The sequence below is a fragment of the Halovenus anhuiensis genome, from assembly GCF_037080055.1.
GTDB lineage: Archaea > Halobacteriota > Halobacteria > Halobacteriales > Haloarculaceae > Halovenus.
This window is the reverse complement of record NZ_JBAOJI010000007.1, coordinates 228,101-246,477: the sequence shown is the minus strand read 5'-3', so window position 1 is coordinate 246,477 and position 18,377 is coordinate 228,101. Positions and strand designations below refer to the sequence as shown.

The window sequence follows — 18,377 nt, the reverse complement described above, 5'->3', positions numbered from 1 at the left end:
ACACTTCTGAACCGGACATCTTCCTCAATCAGAGCGACGCTTCAGCTCCGCTGCTTACGCCGGTTGGGAAGTACCGAAGGTGTTATTCTTGCCATCAATGTCTGGCCGTTGCTGAACCGCGGCCTAGAGTAGGTATACTCTTTATATTCCCATCCCTGAATTTTCCGCTTATCTCTCCCCAAATCTGACATCCCTACGGATCGATACTCTTTATTTTTTTCAGCAGAAGGGTAGTCGTTTATTTCAATAACATCTGAAAATGTCACATTCTCCCATCTATTGCCGCCTTCATAAGTTTCGTTTGAGTCAAATTCATCTATATCCTGTTGTTCTTTGTTCAAAATCCTAGCACCTCAAGATTCTTTTCGATTTGTTCCTCTAGCTCATTGGACTTCTGAAAATTCTCTCTGAGATCAGCAGACAACCTCTCCATCTTAACTTCGAACGGTTCATCATCTCCGTCCTGCTCTTTGACACCCACATATCGACCTGGGGTGATTATATATCGGTTATTTGCTATATCTTCAATCTCAGCTACCTTACAGAACCCTTTCTCGTCTTCATACTTTTCTGCTCCGTCTTCGCCTCGGTAGGCTCTAATCTTCTCAACAATCTTGTTAATATTCTCTTCTGCCAGGGTGTTTTGTGTCCGATTAATACTCTCGTATTCATTTCTCGCATCAACAAACAGCGTTTCCTCGCTTCTATTGCGGTACTTGTCCGAGCTCTTGCCCCTGCTCAAGATGAAAATGCAGGCCGGGATACTCGTTGTGAAGAACAATTCTTTCGGAAGAGCGATAACAGCGTCAAGTAGATCGTCTTCAATTATGCCCTCTCGAATTTCTCCTTCCTTGCCCTGAACAGACATAGCACCATTCGCCATCACTGTTGCAGCCATACCGCTATCCCCAAGATGACTAATCATGTGCTGGATGAAAGCATAGTTTGCGTTGTTAGAGGGCGCTACTCCATATTTGAAGCGGGGGTCATCATCTGCGATGGAGTCTCTCCCCCACTCACTCATGTTGAATGGTGGATTTGTAATCACGTAGTCTGCTTCAAGGCCTTTGTGCTGGTCGTTAAGGATGCTATCACCTTGTTTGATGTTTCCGTCTAGGCCTCGGAGGTAGAGGTTCATCTTGGAGATCTGAAGAGTGCTCTCCTTGATCTCTTGGCCGTAGATCGAGATTTTGTCGGTGTCGCCTCCGTGGCTTTCAATGAATTTCTGGCTCTGGACGAACATTCCGCCTGAGCCGCTGAAGGGGTCAAAGATACGGCCTTCGTAAGGTTCCAAAATTTCAACCATTAATTCGACAACGCTCTTTGGTGTGTAGAATTCGCCTCCTTTCTGGCCGCCCTCCATCGCAAACTGCTTGATGAAGTATTCGTAGATACGGCCGAAGATATCTTCATCTCCGTCCCCGTTGCCCGCTTCCATTTCCAGATCAGCAAAGAGGTTAATCAGGCCTTCCAGTGCGTCAGAAGAGTTGTCGGAGAGAGATGAACGGGAATATCCTTTTGGCAGAATTCCTTTCAACCGAGTGTTTTCTTCCTCAATAGCACGCATCGCATCGTCAATCTTTTTTCCGATTTGTGGGTCGGTGGCGTTATCGACGAAGTACTGCCAGCGGGCTTCCTCAGGAAGGTAGAATACGTTCTCGCGCTTGTACTCGTCTTTGTCCGTTAGAATATACTCGCGTTCTTTCTCGTCTTCAGTGTAGTATCGGGAATCCTCGTCGTGGGTTTTCTCTTCGAGTTCCTGTTTACGAGCCTCGAAGGAGTCGGACATACTCTTGAGGAAGAGGAGACCAAGAGCGAAGTCCTTGTATTCGGAAGGGTCGACAGGTCCTCGGAGTTTTTCGGCGGTTTCCCAGAGTTTCTTTTCGAGCTCGCCATTAGAATTTCCCGCGATAGCCATACACAGTGTTGCTAAGGAAACACTGTTAATGGTTGCGTTGAACCGTAGGCCACAAACAGGGTGTCAATTGAGCTGTTGTAGCTGGTCTCGTAGGTGAGATTCTGACTTCTCGGCTTCCGCCCTGCTTATAGTGCCGCTGATGATCGATTTACCGCTAGCAAATACGAGCATCACTGTTCCTAATTCTGGAGGCCGATAGATGACGCCAGGGAACTGTTCGGGCTCATACTCGACGTTCTCAAGTCCCAGGTGGATAGCTAAAGCCTCTAACCGGATCTCAGCCTCGAAGTCCGTGAGGTAGACCGAGTTGTTCTGTCTGAAGGAGACTTCGTCAAACTCTACACCAATTTCTCGAAGAGCACTCAGCAGATCTTCCTTAGCCTCAAACAGAGATTCCCTGCTGGAAGTACCTCGGATCTGAAACGTCCCGGTACGGTAGAGAGTCAAGGCAGGACCTCCATCCACCAATCTGATTGTAGCCATAGAATCGCTGTGGGTGTTGGTCTCGATGTCGAACTCCGCAGAGAGAGCATCAATCACCTCTGATAGATCTATCTCCCTGCCTAGCTCTCCACTTCCCATCGTACTCACTACGTGCATCCAGGTTATCTATCCAGAGAAGACGGTTCCTCTTTATTCCACTCGTTTCAATCTTCTCTTTCCTGTCACTGTGTCACCAGTCCGTCAGGCCAGACTGCTCAGTCAAGACCTCAGTTGCCTCCTCGACTTTCCGATTCCCTGATTTACGTAGCACCATCCCTGAGTACTGTTCTTTTCCGTGGCGATCAGCCAAATTCTCAAGATACTGCTCAGCCTCCTTTACTGAGCCAAAGAAGGGATCAACCAATTCATCTCCAGCCTCGGTATGGTACACAACCCCTTCGTCTCCACTCCAGTAGTACTGTGTCATGCTGCCACCGTCCGGCAAGACTTCTTCCTCGGCTTTGTCCTGGAAAGCCTGATCAATCGCGTCTTTGTAGTGTGCCTCGGGGAAGTAGTTCTCCAGTTCGAAGCGGAGAGGACCGGAGAAAGAGGTGCCGCCGGTAAGATTCACCCAGTACGGCTTCTCCTCCTCCACATACTGCTTTTCTTCTGCGTATTCTTCAAGCAGCTCGTCTATCTCTCCTTGTATCGTTCATCACCTTCCCCAGGTTCAAGCAACGCCTCTAACTCAGTTTCAAACAAGCCAACGACGTCCTCAACCTCTCCCCCGTCAGGATACAAGGGAGCGTCTTCCTCCGGATCTAGATCAGTACGGTAGGCTCCGGCCTTTTCGAGTTGTTCTTGGCTGAAGTAACCGTACTCCCACTTGCCGTACGTGTTAGGGGAACGGACACGGCCAAAGTAGACATCATCGTCATCATCGGCCTTGTCGTAGGCTTCCCACTCCCAGTTCGGAAGAAACGCGGCCTCCCACTCCGCAATAGGCTCTTCCTCGTCGTAATCAGTAATTGTACGTCACCTTCACCGCCTTCTTCCGGTTTTCATCGTCGTTTCGTTGATCAGTCCTTGTCCGTCGTAGCATATCTGGTTCACCTCGGTCAAGCCTCGATCTCGTGCTCCTCCATCAACTCTCTCAATGCGTCTTCTTCGTCAGGCCAGTACGGCTCCGAATTACCCTGCTCAATTAGATCACGGGAACGACTGTAGACCGCTGAACGCCCGAGTCTATCAGGCTCCGGCACCTCGTTTCCGCCGCTCTCCAAGAGTTGTGCAGCCTGCTCGAAGCCCTGCGCCAATTCGTAATCCGGTACGTCCCGTGTGTAGTGCGTGAGTGCGCGTGTGGCTGTGTTGTAGGTCTCCCAAAGAGTCGGTGACTCCGGATCCTCCACCTCGTTGTGCATCGCATTCAACAAGTCAGGTACCGGATCTTCCAGGTACCGGTCAATCCCGGTATCCATCAAGACCAGCAGGGCTTCATCCCGGTTCATTAACTCCCGGTTCTGCGCCTGGGCCAATCGGTGCTCGATCTCTGCCGGCGACTCGATCACGGCGTCAACAGCGTTGTAAGCTAAGCCGGGTTGGAACGGTTCGCTGTGAGTCTGGTCGAAACCGAGTTCCGAGATGAAGGCCTTCATCCCGTTTTTGCATACCTGGCGCTCGGCACCCACGTCGTACTTCAAGCCGTGGAAACCACTGTGGCCGCTCTGTACCTGTAACCCGAGGTCGATAGGGTCGTCCTGGGAGGCGTAGACTGTGGCACCGTCAAAGTCGATATCAGCACTCATCTTGTGAGCCGTGGGCGAGATAGATACCTTGCCGCGCGGCTCTATATCCTCGTGCCTGTCTACGGCATCACCGACCGTCTCCAGGATATCCCCGTACTGGATGATGTTGTAGAAATCCTCGCTGCTGGAAACGACTCCTGTGGCTCTGCCGTCGTCAGTCCATAGACTGTCTCGGTACGGGATATCCTCCCAGTCATCTTCCCCGGTGTGATGGGCGTAGACGTCGTGCCGGTCAACCTCCGGAAGCATTTCTGCGGTTTCGTAAAGCTCGTCTAAGTCGTCGAAAACGTAGGTTTCGCCTTTAATCGTTGAATCACCTTTGTAGGAGAAGAAAGGTGACCGAAACGCTACTATTCAAGCCACACACCAAGTTTCGGATGCCCCGCTTTGAACAAATATAAAATATTTGTTATTTCTTAGTAGTATATGACTGATTTTGCGTCTCGTTTCAGCGAGAATCTGCGTACTGGTGCAGAAGCATTGGAAGACGCCGGCTACGACGTAAACTCATATCAAGCCCAGGTAGAAGACAGAAACGGTTTCGTGGTCGCAAACGCCGCAGAAACACCTCAAGAAGCACTCACAGCAACCCTCGATGAAGTACAAGACGAGGAACAGCTCTTCTTTTACGTGAGCGGAGACGAATTCAGCGAAGCAATCCAAGAAGGACAGGACGTAGAATCACTAATCTACCGCAACCTGAGAGGAGTACTCCACGTCGACGAACCAGTGACAAACCAGATCCAAGGCCAAGATGGACCTATCGATGTCGATGAGCCATTCCCTGCCTTCGGACTCGACGTAAGGTACACTCCAGAATTCCCGGACGATTACTGGAGAGTACAAACCAGCGAGACACACCCACCGTTCACAGAAGAAGACGCCCACGAACAGGTAGACGGCATTATCGATGCGCTTGAAGGCGAAGGATTTGAAGCCGAAAAAGGATATATTGAATAAAAAGTAGAGTTCGCCTTGTGGCTATCTCCACCAACCAGAAACTCTGGCTCTTCACCGCAGCAGTAGGCGGAATAAGAATAGCACAGGGATACTGGAAAATCTCAACACCTCTAACCCTGTTCTCCGTTCTGATGTACTTCAGGAGAAGAAAGAGCAGTCCCAGCTAACGCTGTGGCCAGTGACCTTTGACCTCTCCCAAGTTCACCGGTATGTAGATCTTCGGTGCTTCCCAATCTTCCTCGTCATCAAATAGGAATGCACTCCAAGAGTCTCTAATTGGATCAGTCATAGCCAGATTCGGATCAGGGGCCAGCCACATACCACCGCTTTCACCGTCTTTCTCCGCTAATACAGAATATGAACCCTCTTCCTGAAGTTCCACTTTTGCTGAAGAAGAGCTCTCCTTAGTATAGATTACCTCACCACCGCCACCCATACTCGGCGGAGCATCTGGAGCCCATTTCACTTTGATATCTGCCTCGATAGTTGGAATACCGGATTCATCTCTCACAGCATTCAGGAGCCTTGGACCACCTCGAAACACCTCACCTCTTACTCTGCCAGTCTGAGAACGGAAAATCGGGTATTCCTCCGCGATCTCCACAAAACTCCGGTGCTGCCCATCAAACGGCACGATCTCGAACTTCTGACTCTGTGCGTTAGCTGAGACCGTTAAATCTGTGAACCCGTCGCCTGTCGCCAGTACAGGTGCGATCACCGGTGTATCGAAATCGGTCAGGGTACCTTCCTCAGATAACTGTTTCACTCGATGTGGGAATTCTTCCGGCGTGTAGACCCGTATCTCATTTTCATCTTCACGTATTTCGATATTCACTCTGTCTCCGTGCTCCATTCCCTGGAAAGGGCTTAGATTGTATGTAACCGCATACTCAGCAGGAAGACTAACCGCAAGAGAAGGGTCGCTGCCACTCTTCTCCTTTAGTTTCAGAAAGTGCCGTGAACTATCGTCATCCGGGGTGTACCTCAGGTACGAAAAGTCGTCATCCTTCACCAGATGTACATAGAAAGATTTCTCACCGATCTCCACACCTTCAAAGTCAGCGACCTCATCTGGAAGAGGAATTTCTAGATAATTTCCCGGTGTCGTTACGCTCGCCTGATCCTTGTAAATTCTCAGGTCCACAGCGTACGCCGTAATCTGATCTACACTCATTTTCTTTTCCTGATATTTTTACTAGGAAATTTTCTTGTCGTCATTAACAGCGTCTCCAACCTCGGTCCAGCCTGTAATGTTCGCAGAACTCCCGCGGAAGACCCTAAAACTCTGGGTCTACAGCCTGACCAGCATCGTATTCATCCAACCAGCCGCAGCACAGACCGCTGCGGACGACCTCCCCTGCGACCCGCCTTCAGGACTGGAGCCGTTATTCACATTCTTGAACTCGATTACCGAGTTAGCGTTCCTGGCCGGAGTCGGCCTGGCAACATTGACATTCGTCGTCGCCGGAACCTGCCTGATCATCCCCGGACAGGACTACAACCGCCTCGGGAAGAACATTGCCAAGAACGGGTTCATCGGGGCAGTCCTGTTGCTGAGTGCGAATATGATTACCTCATACCTGGTCTCCCAGCTCGGAGGTAGCATCTGCGCCTAAGGACAATGAAAGGTGAGAAACTGGCCCTTACGGCGTTGACGCTGCTGGTCATCAGCACCGCCTTCGTTACACCGGTGGCAGCGGACCACGAAACAGAGGAAGAACAGCAGACCGGCATCCTTGCCGAGCTGACAGAGGCGATCACGGACTTCACTGATAACTGGGAAGAAAACCTGGGGGATATCCTCCACAGCATCCTGTTTGAACCGTTCATCAACCTGGTCGGCGCACTACTCTCACTAATCGCACGACTGTTGACAGCGACACCTGACGTACATCCGAACCCGGCGGTCGAAGACGTCCACAGCGACGTACTCCTCGTCACCTTCCTACTGTCTTCGCTAGCGTTCATCGTCGCCGGCATACTCCATATGATCGGTCCAATCCTCGGGATCTCCTACGGACAAGTCCGAAAAATCCTGCCACGGGTCGTGATCGCACTCGTGTTCTCCGCAGTCTCCCTCCCGCTACTACAGCTCGGAGTAGACTTCACACGCGCACTGACAATCGCGTTCCAACCTGACTTCCTGGATACAACTATACAGCAGAACTGGGGTATCACAACCGGCCTGGTACTGGCTTACATCTTCCAGTCACTGCTGTTGCTGGCGGTTGCAGTACTGTTCATCATCCGCGACGTCTACATCCTGTTCGTCGCCGCAATCTCCCCGTTACTCGCGCTCGGATGGAGCCTGCCACGCGTGAAGAGATACAGTGACACGTTCATCGCCGGCTGGTTCGCCGCACTACTGATCGCACCCTTGGATATGCTCGTACTGAAATTCTCCTTCGCATTAACAAGCGGAGCAGGATCCACAGTACTCCAAGGAGTCTCGAACTGGCTGCTCGGAGTCGCATCCCTCGTACTCCTACTGCTCGTGCCGAAACAGGTTTGGGACGCATCACAGGCCGCAGTCGGATTGACATACGCCGCCTCCAGCAACGTGAAACAGCGGATCAGCTCCAGCACGGAACAGGAAGGAGAGTTCGGTGAAATACTGGACGAAGATCAGAAACAGAGATTGCGAGATCACCGGAGGAAGCGCCGGGTCTCCTCTGGAGGTAAGGCGTTCAATTGGGGTGATGACGATTGACTGGTATCCGTTTCCCAGGTAAGCTGGGGGTCTCCACCAAGTTCTTCGGTCAGTTCACCGTGAAGGACTTGCTTCGGCTGCTGACACCAAGCGCACTCGTCTACATCCTGACTCCATCCATCCTGGGGTTCGTCTTCGCCGCGTTCCTGGGAGCTGTATGGTACTGGTTCACACCATACGGCCAGCACCTGGACACGTTGATCTACAACCTGGTACGGTATCGAACCCACCAGAAAAAGATCGAGATGGAGTCTGACCCGACCTCCTTTACCAAGATCATCAGGATGAGTGACGACAGAGCTGCGGCGTTGGTCAAAGTCACTCCGACCAACCTCGATATGAAGACCGAAGATGAGAGAAAAGCTCTACACAGCCTGTACCGAAGGCTGCTGGACACAGTCAACTACCCTGTCCACATTATCTCTCGTCAGAACCACCTGGATCTACACGACTACATCCAGAAACTGGATAAGCCCGGAGAGATCCGGCACGATATCCGGCACCAGTATATGCTAAGGTGCAGGGAGTTCTCCGAGCAAGACCTGTCCTACACCACGCACTACATCAAGATCTTCGCAGAGAGAGACGCCGACAGCCTGCTACCCAACTTCCTACGACTCACCGACAAGGAAATCGATGAGAAACCACTGACAGAGGAATTGAACAGCCGGTGCAACGAAGTTATCGACGCAATCAACTCAGCAGAACTCCAGGCAGAACGAGTCACTGACAACGAGCTGAAAACTCTCAACAACTTCTACCCGGGAACAGCCAGCGAAAATATAGAGCCCAACTGGACCAGCTTTGGAAAGAAATTCAACACGAAAGGTTACAGGAAATCCCTATACCTGTCCGAGTACCCGTCCACCGTTGAACTCGGCTGGCCTCTGCAACTGCTGCGTACCGAAGGACTCGTCGACATAACACAGGTCATCAAACCGAGGAGTAGTGCAGAAGCCTCGAACAAGCTCCAACGCCTATCAGAAAAGCTGAACGCCGAGATCGACTCAATCCTTAGCCACGGCTACAGAGGCACCAACAAACTCGAAACACTGCTCGAAGACACAGAATGGATACTTGACCTCCTAGCTGAACGCCGAAGCACAGCAGTCGACTACGGCGTCTACATCACCGCCAAAGCCAACGACAAACAGGATTGTATCCAAACTTACCGGCAGATACAGAACCGATTGGACACCCTGCAAATCCAGTACACAAAACCGGTTCTCAGAACCGATCAGGCCTTCAAAACCGACCACCCAGCGTACGGAGACGCACTGAACGAAACCCAGTTAGCGCCGTCAACCAGTGCAGCAGCAGGCTTCCCGTTCGGAACCCAAAGCACTCGACAGGACCACGGCGTCATCTACGGCGTCGATGCCAGCGACCAAGCTCCCATCCTCGCTGACCGATTCCAGTGGTCCTCTCACTCAATGGTTCGAATGGGAATGGTCGGCTCCGGCAAAAGCTACGCAGCGAAAATTGAACTGCTGCGTTCTGCCGTGGTCTACGATAATCTTCAGATAATCGCTGTCGACCCGAAACAGGAGTACAGGCAGGTAATCAAAGAACTCGGCGGCAGCATACAGAACCTGGACGGAAGCAGTGACTACAGCTTCCCGGACGGCCACATCTGCTTCCAAGTAGAAGACCGGGGACAGGAAGAGAACGTCCAGGAACTTGTCGAGTTGGTTCGAGAGATATACAGCTACGTCAGCCAGGACTCAGCGAAGACACTGGTACTGATGGACGAAGCCCGCATCCTGATGAACGACGAAACCGGGCGGCAGATCCTGAACCAGTTCGTACTGGAAGGACGGGACACCAACACCGCAGTCACCCTGGTTACGCAGAACGCCTCCCACTTCACCTATTGCCGGGAAGGCCGGGAAATTCTGGATAACGTACCTGGAAAGGTGTTTATGCGGCACGACCGGGTGCCGGAGGACGTCGTCGACTACTTCAACCTCTCACAACGGGAACGCCAGGAACTCTACGAACTGAAAACCGGGACAGAAAGCGAGTACAGTGAAGCACTGCTGAAAATCTCCGGAAAACTCGACACCCGGGTAAAGATCGAATCCACCGACATCGAACACCGGATCGTCAACCAGGGTGAAAACCAGTGAGCCACCTTGACCCCTTCCTGTACTACACGACCACGCCGTCCGAAGAGGAAGCAGAATACCTGCGGAAACCCGCGGTACAGTCCCACACCATCGAAGTCAAGACACCGAGAAACGGAGACATTCCAGCAGTCCCGGAAAACCTGGTGAAAGCCGTCACCGAGCTACAGTCCAAGTACTTCGGACTCCTAAACACGTCACCAGTCGCCGCCTTCGAAATCCGGCGAACCCACCCAGACAAAATCAAGTTCCAGTTCTCCACACCCACAGTCCGACTAGAGCGGAAACTACGGACACACCTCACCAACGAAATACCAGGAATCCGGTTCGAAGAAGGCAGCCAAGGAATACCAGTCACGTCAGAAGACACCGTCGGCGGAGGACTCCTCACCACCGGAAGACGCGACTGGTACCCACTGAAACACGACTTCAAACAGCCTCCGGTAAACTCCGCCGTCTCCGCATTGCATAGGCACGCGATGAGAGACACCAAGTTCGTAGTACAAGTCCTGTTCCAACCCGTAATCGGGAAACCCCTGCGTCGGTGGTACTGGAGGAAGAGAGCATACCAACGCATCGGCTACCTCCGGAAAGAGAAAGAGAAGCTGTGGGGCAGCCGTAACCCGACTCCACGGGAAAAACGGCAGGCCGACGCCATCGAAGACAAGGCCGGGACCAACCGGTTCCACACCAGTATCCGGTTCCTGGTTATCGGAGCAGATGAATACACGCAGAGCCGGGTAAAGGAGCTTAGCGGCGGCTACAACACCTTCGAAAACCCGGACACCGGCCAGTACCTCGACACAATCACAGTCAAATCCCTACGAAAACAGCGGGTCCTCGACTTCGCAGAAACAGTTGCCCACCGAAGATTCGGGTCGTGGAGCCACAGTTTCCAGACCTCGGTTCCCGAACTCGCCGCCTTGCTGTCGCTGCCCAGCATCGAACAAGAAAACATCGCCCAAGCTGAACAATGAACCCGGAAGAAACCCGCACCCTGATCGAAAGCACAGAAAACCTGACCACCACCTACCTCGGCTACCGAGAAAGTCAGTTAGGAGTCGAGGAAAACGTCGGCGTCAATGATGACTACAGACCGACTCACGTCCTGAACATCGGGCCGACCGGCTACGGCAAAAGCCAGCTCCTGCTCCACGTCGCCTTACAGGACGCAGAGAAAGATCACGGCCTCTGTATCATCAACCCGAAAGGAGACCTGATAGACGAATTCATCGCCAAACTACCTGAAGACAGGCTCGAAGACGTAGTCTACATCAACCCGGCACAGGAACCTGTGACTCCGATCAACGTCCTCGAACCCCAGGTTACGGAAGAAATGAACCAGGCACAGAGGGAGAATCAGAAAGAGATCATCGTCTCCGACCTCATCGACCTGTTCAAACGCCAAAGCGAGAACTGGGGAGACCAGTTCGGACGAGTCCTCGAAACACTCCTGCGGGCACACCTCGACCTCAACATCAAACAAAACTCTTCGAAGACTTTGGTCGACGTCTTCCGCTGCGTAATCCAAGACCAACCACTGACCGAGCTCATCGACCAGACACAGGACTCCGTCATCCGAGAACAGCTCGTCCGAGTCAAAGAAGACATGAGCAGTTACGAGATGGAGCCCTTGCAGCGCCGGTTGAACGACTTCGTGATGAACCCGACCATCCGCAGAGTCATCGGCGCAGAAGAATCCGGGTTAGACTTCAGAAAAGCCGTCAACCAGGGTAAAATCGTCCTCGTCGACATCCAGAAGGGAGAGGTCGGCGGCACCGTCTCAGAACTCGTCGGAAGCATTGTCATCACAAATATCTGGGCAGCAGCACAAAGCCGGATCACACAACCCTTCGAGGAAAGACAGCCCTTCTACCTGTACGTCGACGAACTCCAAAACTTCGCCGGCGAAGGCAGCAACTTCACCAAAATCCTCAGCGAAGCCCGCGAATACCGCTTAGGTTGCTGGCTCGCGACACAGTACCTCCAACAACTCGCATCAGAAATGCGGCGGGCCGTCTCCAACAACTGCCGAACCAAAATCTGTTTCAACCCCAGCGGCAGCGAAAATACCTCCCAGATCGCAGGAATGCTCCAAGGCATCGACAAACACACGTTAACCAGCCTCGGCAAGTACCGCGCCGTAGTCCAGAAACCCTCAGAGAAGAACCAGAGAAACGCCGTCCTGTTCAACACGTACCCGCCCTGGGAAGCCGACTACAGCGACGTCGACAAAATCAAAGAGAGGAAAGCCGCTGCCCGCACCAGTACCAAAACCCAAGTCCAGCTGACCCAGTCACTCGGTAACCAGGCCAACGCCGGCGGGGAAACACACCAGGAACTCCTCGCAGCAGCCAAACAAGATCTAGAAAACCGGGGATTCCACGTCAACCTGCTGTACCAAGGCCAGGAAGAAGAGAAACCCGACGGCCACGTCCACCTCCCCGACAACGAAGTCGCACACCTCGAAGCAGAACACTCCACCCTGACAAAACCCGGAAAAGTCCTCAAAAACCTGCGTAGGGGCGTCCAGGAAGATCGGGAAGTGTTCTACGTCGTCGAAGAAGGGAAAGCAGCGAAACTGGAAAACATCGTCTCCGACCCGGTCAACCGCCGCGGAAACGAACACAAAGACGACACCGGCAGCTACAGCTACTACACGGACGACGAAAACGAACCCATCACCGACGTCGAGGGACTGAGGCAGGCCGAGTACCGCATCCTGGAACTCAGCGGAGACACCTTGGAAGAGCACGAAGAAGTCGAGGACGAATGCCCTGAACTAGAGCACAACGACCGCGGCGACCTCGAAAACTTCTGCCTCTACCGCGACGACCAGGGGTTCTGCTCCGCACTCGAAACCCAATGCGTCCTACAGGCTGATGACTGAACCAGAACTACGCGAAAAAGAACAAATCATACTCCAACAGGTCGACAGTGGCAACGACGACGTACAGAAAATCACCTCCGAAACCATCCTCGAAAACCACCACGTCACCTACGCCTTCGAAAAACTCGAAGAACTCGACCTACTGGAAGTCTCAAAACCAGACGGAACAGTGGAGAGAGTAATCAACGGGCAGAAACGAGTCTTCCAACACCCAAAACAAGCCGAACTAACCCAGAAAGGAGAACAATACCTCGAAGATACGGACAGAGAGGATCTAGACGAATACAAGAATCTGAGCCACAGCGAACTCGTGGAGGAAGTACACAGGCTTGAAAACCAAGTGAGCGAGCTGGAAGAAAAATTCGAAACATTTCAAAAACAGGTTCAGAGACAGATTAATTAGCAACGTTCAATCAGACGTGTTTTTCGAACCGGCCAGCAGAAACACCTTTGCCCACGGCACTTCTCCTTCTTCAAGTATCTCGGGCAAAACTTCTTCCCACGTATCTACGCCGTTGAAGTAGTATTTCGGCATACTGTCTCTGAAGAGATTAGCTAAAACTATTCCAGCAAGAAATCGAGGCTGCTTCATCGAATTATTCCAACTTCGTCGAAAGGCCTCATTCCACTTACCCGACGACTTATCAGAAATTTTCACTACATCAACCAACTTTAGAGAAGTATGTGACCCAAGATATGATGCTTTGATAATAATATACAGAAGCATGTAGACAGGGATTCCTAATAGAGTCTGTCCAATTTGAACTATCCCCAGAGCGCTCAAATCACTCAGATAATTCCAAACTTTGTTGACCTTCTTTTTCCTTCGATATTTTTTCTTGGCCTCAGATACTTTCTGCTCTAATCTCTTTTTTCTTTCAGGAGGCGCATCAAAAACTCCCCGAAGAGCAGGAACCGAAACCTCTTCAAAATCCTTGTAGATCTCCTTAGCGTCCTCCCCAGTAATCAACTGCTCTAATATAACAATCCCCAATCAAACATATACAACTAAAATATTTTAGAATAACTCAAGGAGAAATTTTCCCAAAGACAGACAGAATACTATGTTCCAGAGTCCGCCAGAACCCCCCACTTCTGTATCCGATCCTGATGGGGCCACATTAATCTCCTAGTCCAACTCATTACGTTGGAAAAGAACTCTTCAGCGGCTATCTCTCCTTCAGTTCTCTTCACAATCCACAACAACTGAGGGAATATGGACTGATATCCTTGAGTATCAAGGCGGCTCTTATTCCAACCATTCAGCACACTCTGCAAGGCTTTCTCCTCATCTATATCTAAGAGAGCATCGGCAACTCTCTCAAACCGGTTACTGCCTCCTCCCAGCCACGAGTTAATTAGATCACGCTCAGCAATCACATTCTCCAACAAAAGAATAGCCTGTTCCTCGTTTCCCCTCTCTGCCAAGAGCCGCGAGATAGGAGCTGCCGCTGTCGGATTATACCTCGTAGAATCTACTGAATTGTCCTGAAGCAGATCACCAGCTCTATAGAGCTCCTCTGATGTTAGATCGTCAAAATCACTCATCCTGAGAGGATCTTCTTCTGAATGTTGAGAAAGAATCTCGTGAATACGCTCATCCTCTGGTTCCACTCCCTCTGATTCCGTTTCATATCCACTGGACCCATTTTCCGAATCCAGATCTTCAGGGATATCTACACCATATTCCGATGCCAACTCCCGGAGATTCTCTTTTTGATCATCGCTGATGCCGTCTCGGACATATTCACCCCAACTCAAAGCCCGCAGGGCCTTCATAACTAGTTCCTCCCATCCAAATTCATCGGCAACTTCAGCAGCCTTAGAAAAGAACGGAAGTTCCATCTGTGAGGTAGGACCGCTACGGACTCTCATCTCTTTCGAGTCTATCAGTTGATACAGTTCATCTTCAGTCATTCCTCCAGGATTCTCTAACCGCCATCTGCATAGCTTGCGTACCGTCGTAGGTTGTTGAGCGCTATTTTCGGCTACGCGATAATTGATAGCACCTGAATCGAGGAGGGATTTTAGGAACATACCCTCAAAATGTTCGGTCCCCTTTCCATCTGTCATCTCATGTAGAAGATTTGCCCAGTTGATTAACTGGATAGCCGTACCGAGATATTGATCCCATTCACCGTCTGCAATATCTTCCAACCCTTCCCAGACATCATCCAAGAACCCGTCTTTCCTATACCCATATCGGAAACAACGCTCAATTGCTTTCTCTGTATAATTCTCAGCCCGGCTATTATATCCTGCTCTAGCCGCTCTAACAGCCAAATCCATAAGCTCTCTTGACGGCGGCTCCTCCATAGGCGGCCTATTCAATAACTCCTCATAACGACGATCCAAACTCTCAGGAAGAGCTTCTTCTGGAGATAATTCCTCCCACGCCTGATTCAGACTCCTGGAAATTGTATCAAAGAACCGATCTCCAGAACTAACCTCCTCCGACAATTCGAGAACCTGTCTCACAAGATCTTCTGACCCCTGATCAGCGACTTCACCGAATGCATCTGACACCTGAGAAACCGCTTGCCAATACCGGATCTCATCAACAGCCCTAGCACTCCCATTCAACAGATACCCATCCTCAATCCGCTCTTCTAAGTATTCCAGGGTTGCATCCACCCAAACCTGCTTTTCTCCCGAAGATTCACGGGTTGCTGCTGCTCCCATCAATGCGAGAAGTTTCTGAATTTTCGGTTGCTCTACAGCAATCTCATCAACAGTATACAGTAAGTCTTCAGGTGATTCAACAAGACTTGCGACTATAGAACCGACGTAGTATACATCATTAAATCGAGCACCACCCTGACCTGAAGTATCGAGAGGCTCACCCAATTCACGAGTTTCGACGACTTCACTGATCTCCTCCTCCACGTCTCCACACCTAAGCAGAACGTGCAGTGCCGCAAAAGACAACCCCGAGTAGTCTGGTGCGCGAGCTATAAGCTCTTCACACCACGCCTCAGGAAGATTATAAATTAATCCTTCACAGGATTCTAGTGCTACTGATTCATTCTCAAAAAACCATTCCGGTGGCTCAGGTTGACTATCAAACAATTCCGGCTTTTTCTCAACAGCAGCAAGAACTTCTCGGGGAAGGTGTTCTCCCGTATCTAGTCGTTTAACTTGTTCTGCTGCATCCCAGAATTCCTCAGGATCCAAAACCTTAGACACAACTTCAAAATAAGCTTCCGGGTTCATCTCTGGCTGTTCAGCCTCCTGATGGTCTTTTTCCCAAGAAACGAGCCAGTTTCGATCTAATTCATTTTCCCAGTTCCGCACCACAGTCTGCATCGCTTCAAGCGCCTCCTCACTACCACCATTATAACTGCGAATCTGGTCCACTAAGCGAAGAGCGTCATCACGTCTACCTTGAGCAGCATAGTATGTGAGACGCAAGTCGTCGCCTGTGTAAATATCAAGCATATTTCGAGCGACACCACCAAGGATTACACAGTCAAAAGCCGTGATATAGTCTCCTTCTTGAAGAGAGGCCTCGAAAGCCAGATCTAAAGTATTAGAAAGATGATCCAGCTGAATTCCTTTCTGCCACCACTGTAGAAGATTATCGAGAGTTGCTAAATCCTTGAGTGCACTACGCCCCGGACCATTTTCTGCATGATAGCCCAGACTATCTAAATCCTGTGGAAAATGTACACACTGATCGAACAAATAGTCAAACAAACGTGTATGCTCACGGACTATTTCTTCTTGATCTAACAGCTCTTTTGTGTACTTCCTGAAGCTGTCGTGAAACACTCGAAACCGATCTCCTTCCAAGGACTCTAGAATATGAGCAAGAGGGGCATCCTCAAGACGTGTGCTTTCTAGCGTATACGGTAAATCAATCACAGAACCTATAGTCTCTTCACGCAATCCAGTAGGATTCAGCGCAACTAACGTGACCGCATCTCTCTCATATGGTTCTAGTGGCTCCCAGATCGTATCATAATACTCCTCCAGCTCCCCATCGACATGTGAAGCCTCATTAATTACCTCCTCTATATCTACACCCTGGATTTCAGCTTTCGTTACAAGATGTGAAATAATAACAGGAAGGCCTCCAGAGACATCTGATACCTGCCCAACAAGATCATCATCTAGCGGTACATCTCTTCTCTCAAGATACTCTCTAATTTCTTCTGGACTCCAAGAAGGTACCTCAATCTGCTGATCAACTCGAAGAGTGTCGTGAGACTCTGAAATTTCACGGCTCACCATCAATAACCCCAATGGATCAGGAAAGTCAAGCATCCCAATCTCTTCAAGAGCAGAACCCTCCGCAGACTCTGTAGCTTTAGTACCTCCAAACGGCCGCAATGCGTGATCTAAGCCATCGAAAATAAATAGAATTCTTTGATCTTCTTGATTTGCCCACTGGGCGACGGTGTCGATATATTCCTGTAAATCCTCAGTCGCTGTCCACACCGGAACCGAAGTATCCTCGCCAAACGCCTCAGGAAAAGTAGAATATATTTGATATGCGAGTTGATGTCTAAACCATTCAGGATCGCTTCTCTTCATCTCCAGCGAATCGGCATCCTCAGGTATATAGAAATAAAATCGAAGTGTTCGACAGTCTTCCGAGTCCTCCCACGCCCTGTGAAACAGTTCTATACCCACTGATTTTCCGCTTCCTGGAGCACCTTCAACTAAAACTCGATCGCTTGGGTCATCATACGCCTCCTCAAGATCTTCAAGCCATCTTGGATGAATATATTCATCAGGGAGTTCAAACTTCTGAGGAAATTGTTCTGACGGAATTAATTCTAAACGCTGTATAATCTCTTCACGTTCCAACCTTCGTATATCAGTTGGTTGATTTCTAGCCCATCTCGCTAATCCAACCGCTCTTTGTGTAAGTGACTCCGGATCATCAATCTCAGGATTCTCCCTAACATCCAAACGCGGAGCAACATCCCCTACAATACGTTCAAACAGCTCTGTATTTCGTGGTGAATCGATTTCTTCTTCGTCCGTAGTTGTCCCTATACCAGGCACCCCTAGTACGAATTCTATACCTTCGTCTTCTACGTCTCCTCCTCTAAATTCAGTAAGCTCCTTTGCCTCAAACTCAAGATTTCCGAACAGTGAGAGGTTTTCTGTTTCATCTGAAAACTCTATTCCAGATCCAGTTTCATCTTCGAATGAAGTTAGAACCACAAAGCGTGACCCTTCATCTGCCACCCTACGAGCTTCCGCAGATTCGGATAAGTCGGTGAAATCTAATCCTCTGTCATTGGATCCTGAGAGGTCGCTAGAAATAAGCCTGTGTTCCGGCCCGTTTTTAACCTGAAGACAGGTTTTCTCACCAGATTTTTCTAGGACAATATCATCGAATTTGTCGTTATTATCTAACTTTGATTCTATAGCAACGGCATTCGCGTCTTCAAAGAAAACTGATAGAATACAAGCTCCCGCGAGAACATCTTGGAAGGTATATCCCCTAGCCAGACCTGCCAACCGTTTTGTACTGGCAGAAACCCCAGCATTGTCGGATGTAGTGTTCGTTTCTTCTGTCATTAGATGTCTC

The 18,377-nt window shown here is 50.4% G+C and carries 15 protein-coding genes; 7 read left to right on the top strand and 8 right to left on the bottom strand.

The genetic code is table 11. From position 1 onward, the window contains the following. Positions 1-41: 41 nt before the first annotated feature. From V8P86_RS16195 to V8P86_RS16175, 5 genes are all read right to left on the bottom strand, one after another. Positions 42-341, bottom strand: coding sequence for a restriction endonuclease subunit S domain-containing protein (locus V8P86_RS16195; protein WP_336328324.1), 300 nt, complete (start codon positions 339-341; stop codon positions 42-44). Further along, the gene (locus tag V8P86_RS16190; protein WP_336328323.1) at positions 338-1,918 is read right to left on the bottom strand and encodes a type I restriction-modification system subunit M; all 1,581 of its coding nucleotides are present in this window, start codon (positions 1,916-1,918) and stop codon (positions 338-340) included. Before V8P86_RS16190 ends, V8P86_RS16195 begins: the two co-directional genes overlap by 4 nt. A 63-nt stretch (positions 1,919-1,981) precedes the next feature. Beyond that, the gene (locus tag V8P86_RS16185; protein ID WP_336328322.1) at positions 1,982-2,518 is read right to left on the bottom strand and encodes a TATA-box-binding protein C; all 537 of its coding nucleotides are present in this window, start codon (positions 2,516-2,518) and stop codon (positions 1,982-1,984) included. 73 nt (positions 2,519-2,591) lie between these two features. Beyond that, positions 2,592-2,996: a hypothetical protein gene (locus V8P86_RS16180; protein ID WP_336328321.1), complete on the bottom strand. Its 405-nt coding sequence runs from the start codon at positions 2,994-2,996 to the stop codon at positions 2,592-2,594. Between the two features lie 463 nt (positions 2,997-3,459). Continuing rightward, positions 3,460-4,395 (bottom strand): DUF932 domain-containing protein, encoded by a 936-nt coding sequence (locus tag V8P86_RS16175; protein ID WP_336328320.1) that lies wholly within the window; start codon positions 4,393-4,395, stop codon positions 3,460-3,462. A gap of 177 nt (positions 4,396-4,572) precedes the next feature. On the opposite strand from V8P86_RS16175, the gene V8P86_RS16170 reads away from it, so the two are divergent. After that, the gene (locus tag V8P86_RS16170; RefSeq protein ID WP_336328319.1) at positions 4,573-5,106 is read left to right on the top strand and encodes a hypothetical protein; all 534 of its coding nucleotides are present in this window, start codon (positions 4,573-4,575) and stop codon (positions 5,104-5,106) included. A 163-nt stretch (positions 5,107-5,269) separates the two neighbouring features. Here V8P86_RS16170 and V8P86_RS16165 read toward each other — a convergent pair whose 3' ends face one another. Further along, positions 5,270-6,280: a hypothetical protein gene (locus V8P86_RS16165; protein ID WP_336328318.1), complete on the bottom strand. Its 1,011-nt coding sequence runs from the start codon at positions 6,278-6,280 to the stop codon at positions 5,270-5,272. A gap of 76 nt (positions 6,281-6,356) precedes the next feature. Between V8P86_RS16165 and V8P86_RS16160 the strand changes: the two genes are divergently transcribed. The 6 genes from V8P86_RS16160 to V8P86_RS16135 are packed head-to-tail and all read left to right on the top strand — an operon-like array spanning position 6,357 to position 13,235. Then, complete coding sequence (locus V8P86_RS16160; protein ID WP_336328317.1) at positions 6,357-6,722, top strand: pilin; 366 nt, start codon at positions 6,357-6,359, stop codon at positions 6,720-6,722. Positions 6,723-6,727: 5 nt separating this feature from the next. Beyond that, positions 6,728-7,816 (top strand): TrbL/VirB6 family protein, encoded by a 1,089-nt coding sequence (locus tag V8P86_RS16155; RefSeq protein ID WP_336328316.1) that lies wholly within the window; start codon positions 6,728-6,730, stop codon positions 7,814-7,816. Continuing rightward, complete coding sequence (locus V8P86_RS16150; protein WP_336328315.1) at positions 7,813-9,945, top strand: TraC-like domain-containing protein; 2,133 nt, start codon at positions 7,813-7,815, stop codon at positions 9,943-9,945. The genes V8P86_RS16155 and V8P86_RS16150 overlap by 4 nt, the downstream gene beginning before the upstream one ends. Beyond that, positions 9,942-10,919, top strand: coding sequence for a DUF8128 domain-containing protein (locus V8P86_RS16145; RefSeq protein WP_336328314.1), 978 nt, complete (start codon positions 9,942-9,944; stop codon positions 10,917-10,919). Before V8P86_RS16150 ends, V8P86_RS16145 begins: the two co-directional genes overlap by 4 nt. After that, complete coding sequence (locus tag V8P86_RS16140) at positions 10,916-12,832, top strand: type IV secretory system conjugative DNA transfer family protein (protein WP_336328313.1); 1,917 nt, start codon at positions 10,916-10,918, stop codon at positions 12,830-12,832. Before V8P86_RS16145 ends, V8P86_RS16140 begins: the two co-directional genes overlap by 4 nt. After that, positions 12,825-13,235: a hypothetical protein gene (locus V8P86_RS16135; RefSeq protein ID WP_336328312.1), complete on the top strand. Its 411-nt coding sequence runs from the start codon at positions 12,825-12,827 to the stop codon at positions 13,233-13,235. Before V8P86_RS16140 ends, V8P86_RS16135 begins: the two co-directional genes overlap by 8 nt. A 6-nt stretch (positions 13,236-13,241) precedes the next feature. Here the strand turns inward: V8P86_RS16135 and V8P86_RS16130 are convergent, their stop codons facing one another. Beyond that, complete coding sequence (locus V8P86_RS16130) at positions 13,242-13,802, bottom strand: hypothetical protein (RefSeq protein ID WP_336328311.1); 561 nt, start codon at positions 13,800-13,802, stop codon at positions 13,242-13,244. A 92-nt stretch (positions 13,803-13,894) separates the two neighbouring features. Further along, complete coding sequence (locus V8P86_RS16125; RefSeq protein WP_336328310.1) at positions 13,895-18,367, bottom strand: NACHT domain-containing protein; 4,473 nt, start codon at positions 18,365-18,367, stop codon at positions 13,895-13,897. Positions 18,368-18,377 lie beyond the last annotated feature (10 nt).